General features: G+C 70.1%; 6 protein-coding genes. All 6 read right to left on the minus strand.

Going from position 1 to position 5339, the window contains the following annotated elements; all coding sequences use genetic code 11:
- Positions 1-698: ParB N-terminal domain-containing protein (locus tag Q1K57_RS02385; RefSeq protein ID WP_300078603.1), on the minus strand; the 698-nt coding region annotated here is incomplete at its 3' end.
- Positions 695-1579, minus strand: a complete 885-nt coding sequence (locus Q1K57_RS02390; RefSeq protein WP_300078606.1) for a hypothetical protein — start codon at positions 1577-1579, stop codon at positions 695-697. The genes Q1K57_RS02390 and Q1K57_RS02385, both read right to left, overlap by 4 nt.
- An 87-nt stretch (positions 1580-1666) precedes the next feature.
- Positions 1667-2095: a hypothetical protein gene (locus Q1K57_RS02395; protein WP_300078608.1), complete on the minus strand. Its 429-nt coding sequence runs from the start codon at positions 2093-2095 to the stop codon at positions 1667-1669.
- A complete protein-coding gene (locus Q1K57_RS02400) occupies positions 2092-2781 on the minus strand; it encodes a DUF2637 domain-containing protein (RefSeq protein ID WP_300078610.1) in 690 nt (229 codons plus the stop codon). The genes Q1K57_RS02395 and Q1K57_RS02400 overlap by 4 nt, the downstream gene beginning before the upstream one ends.
- A gap of 41 nt (positions 2782-2822) precedes the next feature.
- Positions 2823-3761: a bifunctional DNA primase/polymerase gene (locus tag Q1K57_RS02405; protein WP_300078612.1), complete on the minus strand. Its 939-nt coding sequence runs from the start codon at positions 3759-3761 to the stop codon at positions 2823-2825.
- A complete protein-coding gene (locus Q1K57_RS02410) occupies positions 3761-4834 on the minus strand; it encodes an ArdC-like ssDNA-binding domain-containing protein (protein WP_300078614.1) in 1074 nt (357 codons plus the stop codon). Before Q1K57_RS02410 ends, Q1K57_RS02405 begins: the two co-directional genes overlap by 1 nt.
- Between the last annotated feature and the right edge of the window lie 505 nt (positions 4835-5339).

Consider the following 5339-nt stretch of genomic DNA (forward strand, 5'->3'; position numbering starts at 1 on the left):
TCGGCGAGGGCGTGCATCGTCGCCTCGCGCACCTCACGCGCAGCCTCGGCGCTCTCGCGGATCGCCAGGTACAGGGGATGCACCGGGTCGCCTGCCTCAATCCGCTCCAACGCCGCCGCCGCTTCCGCGCGAAGCGACTCGGGTTGGGCGGGGTTATCGGCGATCTCTTCGATGTAGCCGACCTTCTCCAACGTCTTGTACGACCCGCCACCGGGGATCATCGCGGAGGCCAGTTCTCGTGCATCGCCGAGCGCACCTGACGGTCCCGGAAATTTTCCGGGGCCGTCATTTCCCGGCTGGTTCTCGGCGCTGAACTGGGTGGCTGACTTCCGGCGGGCGGCGTCTTCGGCCATGACTTGCTTGATCTCGCGGTAGAGGCCGGCGGCTTCGAGCTGGTTGTAGGGCTTGTGGAGCATGTTGTCGTCATGCTCCGCGAGGAGTTTCCCGAGCCGGTCGGACAGGCCGCCGCGCACCCAGACGCTGACGGTGCGCCAGCCGAGCATCTTGATCGCCGCCAGGCGGCGTGCTCCGCAGACGAGCACGCCGTCGATGGTGATCGTCAGCGGCTGAAGGAGGCCGTCGCGTTCGATGGATGCGGCGAGGGTTTCGATGTCGCCGAGGTCGGTGCGGTGGCGCTTGCCGACGCTCAGGGAATCGACGGCCCGGTCGAGCTGGATACCGGTCTGCGGGTCGGTCATCGCTGGTCACCGCCCCGGGCTCTGGGCGCGGCGAGCGCGAGGGCGAGGATCAGGTCGTCGTCGCGCAGCAGCAGCTCCAGAGTCTCGCCGAGGAGAAGCCGCAGCAGCACCCCGCGCCCTGCGCTGGTGGCCGCGTAGGCGGGGTGCGGGTTCCCGAGCAGCGCCCGCAGTAGTGCGGTCCAGGTGCGGCGGGGCAGGTCGAGGAGCGCGCGGGCGTGCCGATCCCTGCGCAGCGCCTCGTAGGCTGACTGGCGGGTTCCTGCTTTGGTGAGGGCGCCGCAGACGTGCTCGACCGAGGCTCGCGCGGTGTCGGTCGGCCAGTCGAGCAGGCACAGCAGCGCGATCGCGTCCTCTGCCGCCGACGTAGCAGACATGCAGGCCTGCGCCGACCCCAACAGATCATGCGAGTCGGGCTCGGTGTCGCTGGGCAGGTCGTCGGAGACCTGGAGCGCCGGGTGGTAGTCGGCGAGGGCGGTGTCGCGGTCGGAGAATCGTTCTGGGTCGTGGAACGCCGAGACGTGGGAGCGGCGGGCCTGGTGCACCGAGCAGAGGAGGCCTTGGGCGCGTTCTTCGTAGATGCAGGTGATCCGCACGGCGTGGGTGATGATCGCCCACGGGTCGCGGGCTTCGAGGGTGGAGCGGTTCTGCATCGCGTCGAACGCCGCCGCGACCGCATCCCAGGTATCGAGGCGGTGCTTGCGCGCCAGCGCCTTGTACTTCTCGGCGGCGAACTCCATCAGATCGCGCGCGACCGGATCATTGACCCAGGCATCCTCACCACCGTTGTGGAGCCGGTGCAGCAGAGCGCGCAAGCCCTCGCCGGTGGTGAAGTCCTCACGCTCGAAGTTCTGGCCGTTGTGGGGGTTGGTGGTTGTGGTCATGGTGTCGGCACCTCCTGGCAGGTAGGTGCGCGCCCGCTCCCACGAACGCGCCCCCGCCTCTCTGGTTGCCGTCTGGACCACGAGCTGTCACCCCATCCCGACCCCAGGCCGCGTCGGGGCCGACGTGGTGACGGTGCGCCGCCCGAACGCCGTGATCGGCGGCAGACGACGTGCCCGGTCCCGCACGGCCTGCATCCCAATCCGGAGCGGTGTGCGGGTGCGGCGGGCGAGCTCGGCCTGGAAGTCCAGGCCGCGCCCGGCGACGTTCGCCGAATGCCGCGCCATCAGATCGGTCGGGCGCACCCACTCCACACCCCGCCCACGCACCACCGCGGCGTGTTGCTTCTCGGTGCGGGCAACCTGCGCGGCACGCACCGCCTCCGGCACCGTCGAGGCCTCGACGGCAGGCTCGCGGTGTTCGCGCGGCACCGAGAGTGCCTCATCGGCCGGGGTCGGCACGACGCGCTGCGGATTGTGGCGGGGGTCGGTGTGCTGCGGGCCGTCGGTGGTGTTCATGGGGTGGTCTCCTCCCGCTCGTCGGCGGACTCGGTGATGTCAGTAGTGAGGTGTGCGGGGGTGAACCAGCGGCCCACGGTCGAGGGATGCACGCCGAGTTCACGGGCGATCCGCTTGTTCGACCACCCCGCCTCGCGCAGCTCCCACCCCAACGCCCGACGATCCGCCGGATCGAGCGAATCCGCCTCGGCAGGCGTAGACGCCAACTCAGCGACACCAAATGACGCTGGCACCGCGTCCAGCTCGTTCGGCGCTGACTCGGCAGTGGTCTCATCGAGCAAGGCGACGTGAGGTCGGCCAGGCGTCTCCGATTCCGACGCGGGAACCGGGGTGCGGGTGAGGATGACGGTGAGGTGCGTGATCGCGAGCAGCACGACGGGAGGTACGGCGGCGACGGAGGCAGCGAGGATGCTGGGCACGTCGGCGTCGGCGGCGACGACGGCGTGGATCGCGTTCGCGGTGACCGAGACGAGCGCGCCCCCGGTCAGGAGTGCCCAGGGGTACCAGGCGGAGCGTTGCCCGGCGAGAGCGACGACGGCGACGGTCGCGACGACGATGATGCCGTCCACGATCAGCGGCCACGCCCACGCCTGCCCAGCCCCGATCCCCGAACGCGCGGCAAGATCGGCCAGCGAAGTGAACGACAGCCAGAACGCCCCGGCGGCGATGAACACCGTCCCCGCCACCGCCGTCCCCGCAGCCCACCGTCGTGGACTCGTCTTGTCGATCACAGCCCCGCCCGCCCGACTGAGGCCACCGGCGGTGTTGCGGAGCGGCTGCACCAGCGATCAGCCCCACGCCGCGCATCAGCCGGGGAGCTGGCTTCGGGTGTGGGCTTGGTGGCGCGGTAGGCAGAGCGCACGGTCGTGGCGATCTCGCGTTCGCTGAGTCCGGCCCGCGCAGCGGGTGGGCCGAGGGCATCGAGTGTGTCTGCGGGTGGGGTGCCGTTCTCGGCGAGGCGGCAGGCGGCCCAGAACAGGCCCCGGTTCCGTTCGCCCTCACCACGGCTCGCGACCCAGGCCGCGAGCCGCTCAGCAGCCACCGTTGCGGTCGCGCCGTCGCTGTTTCGCGTCAGTGGGGCTGGTCGGGGGTCGAGGAAATCGCGGAGCCGTGCGGCATCGACGGGCCCGATGGAGTTGGCGGCGAGGTCGGTGATCTCGTAGCGCCGCAGTGTGCCGTCGATGGTGCGGCGGGAGGGTGGAGCGATGATGTAGCCGCCGTCGCCCCGGAAATCGACCCCGGCACTGGCGGCCTGCCACGACCGCTGCTCGACGCCCGACGTGGCTGGGAAGTAGGCGTGCGCGCCGCCGGTCGGGGTCCGCACCAGCAGACCCGCCCCATCCACCAGCCCCGCCTCGGAGGCCCGACGCCAGGCAGCGCGACCATCGACAGGGCCGTGCACATCGACATCCACCACGACGACACCAGACGGTGCGCCGGTCGGGAGGCCGATGTTCGCCTCCGGGGTGCGCGACCACCACGCGGCAACCTGCCCAGTGTCGCTGGTCGCGTCGAGAAACCCCCGCCGCGTGATCGGCCGCTTCCCATCCGGCTCGCACGGGAACACCGGCACCCCGGACGCTGCGAGACTCCGCGCTGCTGCCGCGAGGTTCGGTGTCCGGTCTACGCGGATGAGCGCGGCGAGAACGTCGAAGGGATCGGGCATCACAGCCCCCGTCCAGCCAACACCGGCACCGCGTGCGGCCGATCAGGCTCCACCTGCCGAGCCGCCGCGCGGGTCGGCTTCACGGCCGGAATGTCGCGTTCCAGCCCGGGAGGGGTGCCGTCACCGAGCTGCGAGGTGTCGAGCTGGTCGAGGATCGCCAGCGCCGTCTTCCGCACCCGTTCGCCGGTGGCCTGCACGATCTGTGCGGGTTCCTTGTCGTCTGCGCGCGCGGCCCAGGTCGAGACGTACGGGATCGTGTAGCCGTCGGTAGTCATGCCATGCGCGGCACCGATCATCAGCGCCACGGACTCGGCTTCGACCTCGCGGATGCCGCGATGTTGCCGCACCTCCACGTCGCCAGGGTCGTGCATCCTCACATGCGCGAGCTCGTGCGCCAGCGTCTTCACCCGTGCAGCAGGAGGCATGTTCTCCCGCACCGACACCGTGCGCGCCTCGTAGTCGGTCATGCCGTTCGCGCCCATGATCGCCATCTCGTCCGGCACGGAGACGACCTCGAACCCCGCGGCCCGTATCTGCGCGGCGAGGCCGTCCCAGAGCCCTGCGGGGGCTTCACCCTCCAACAACACCGGCGCAGGCGTCGCCGGGAGGGGCTCGCCGTCGGTCTGGGAGACATCCCACACGTACGCCGGGCGCGCACCGACCATACGCGAGCGCACCACCTCACCCGGCTTCGGCTTCTCCCGCGGCCCCAGCCGCCGCCACGAACCAGAATCCGACGGCGTAGAGGTGGCAAACCTGCCGGTCACGGGCGCGAAGATCATGTACCCCGGCTGGCCCTTCATCACCTGACGCCCCAACGCCTGCCACTGCCGATACCCCGCCACGAGCGTGGGGAACGGCTCGGGCACCCGGCCGGCCTCGAACGCGACCTGGTGCTGCACCCAGATCAACATCGTGTTGTTGAACGACCGGCTACGGAACCTCGCCGCGAACGCGAGAGCGTCGCGCCAGTCGTCGCCGGAGATGAGCTGCTCGACCGCACTCGTCAGCTTCTCGTGCAACTCGTCGAGCTTCGCCTCACGCGCCGCCCGCTGCTCCGATGTCGATGCCATGACCGGGTCTCCTCTCGCGACCACCACGACACTCGTGGGCGCGGCGGTACACCTTCGAGGTAGGCAACCCCTCCCGCCACGACCGGAGCGAACCTGCCGGGCCAGCCCTACTGGGCGGCCTGGCACAGCGGCGTGCCTCCGCGAGGAGCCGAGCGGGAACGGCGCGAGAACCAGCATCGTTCACCTCCTCTTTGGCGAGAACGACCCACCCAAGCAAGCGATTGAGCATGCTCAAATAGGTTCGAGTTCCCATTGGAGCACGACCGTTGAGCATGCGCAAGGCTTGATTTGTGCATGCCCAACGAGTAGCGTTGAGCATGCACAACCGCCCTCCGGGGTGGACAACAGCGAGGCCTTGCCCGTCACAAGGGAAAGGAGGTCAGCGGCCATGACCGAAGAAGAGACCCAGGCTGCGGCAGTCGATCTCGCCAACCGCTTGCGGCTCCTGATGGACGTTGCCGAGGCCGAGTCCGGCGCAGAGCCGACCTACTCGCAAATCGCGGAC

Origin of the sequence: Propioniciclava sp., assembly GCF_029977985.1 — a bacterium.
Lineage (GTDB): Bacteria > Actinomycetota > Actinomycetes > Propionibacteriales > Propionibacteriaceae > Propioniciclava.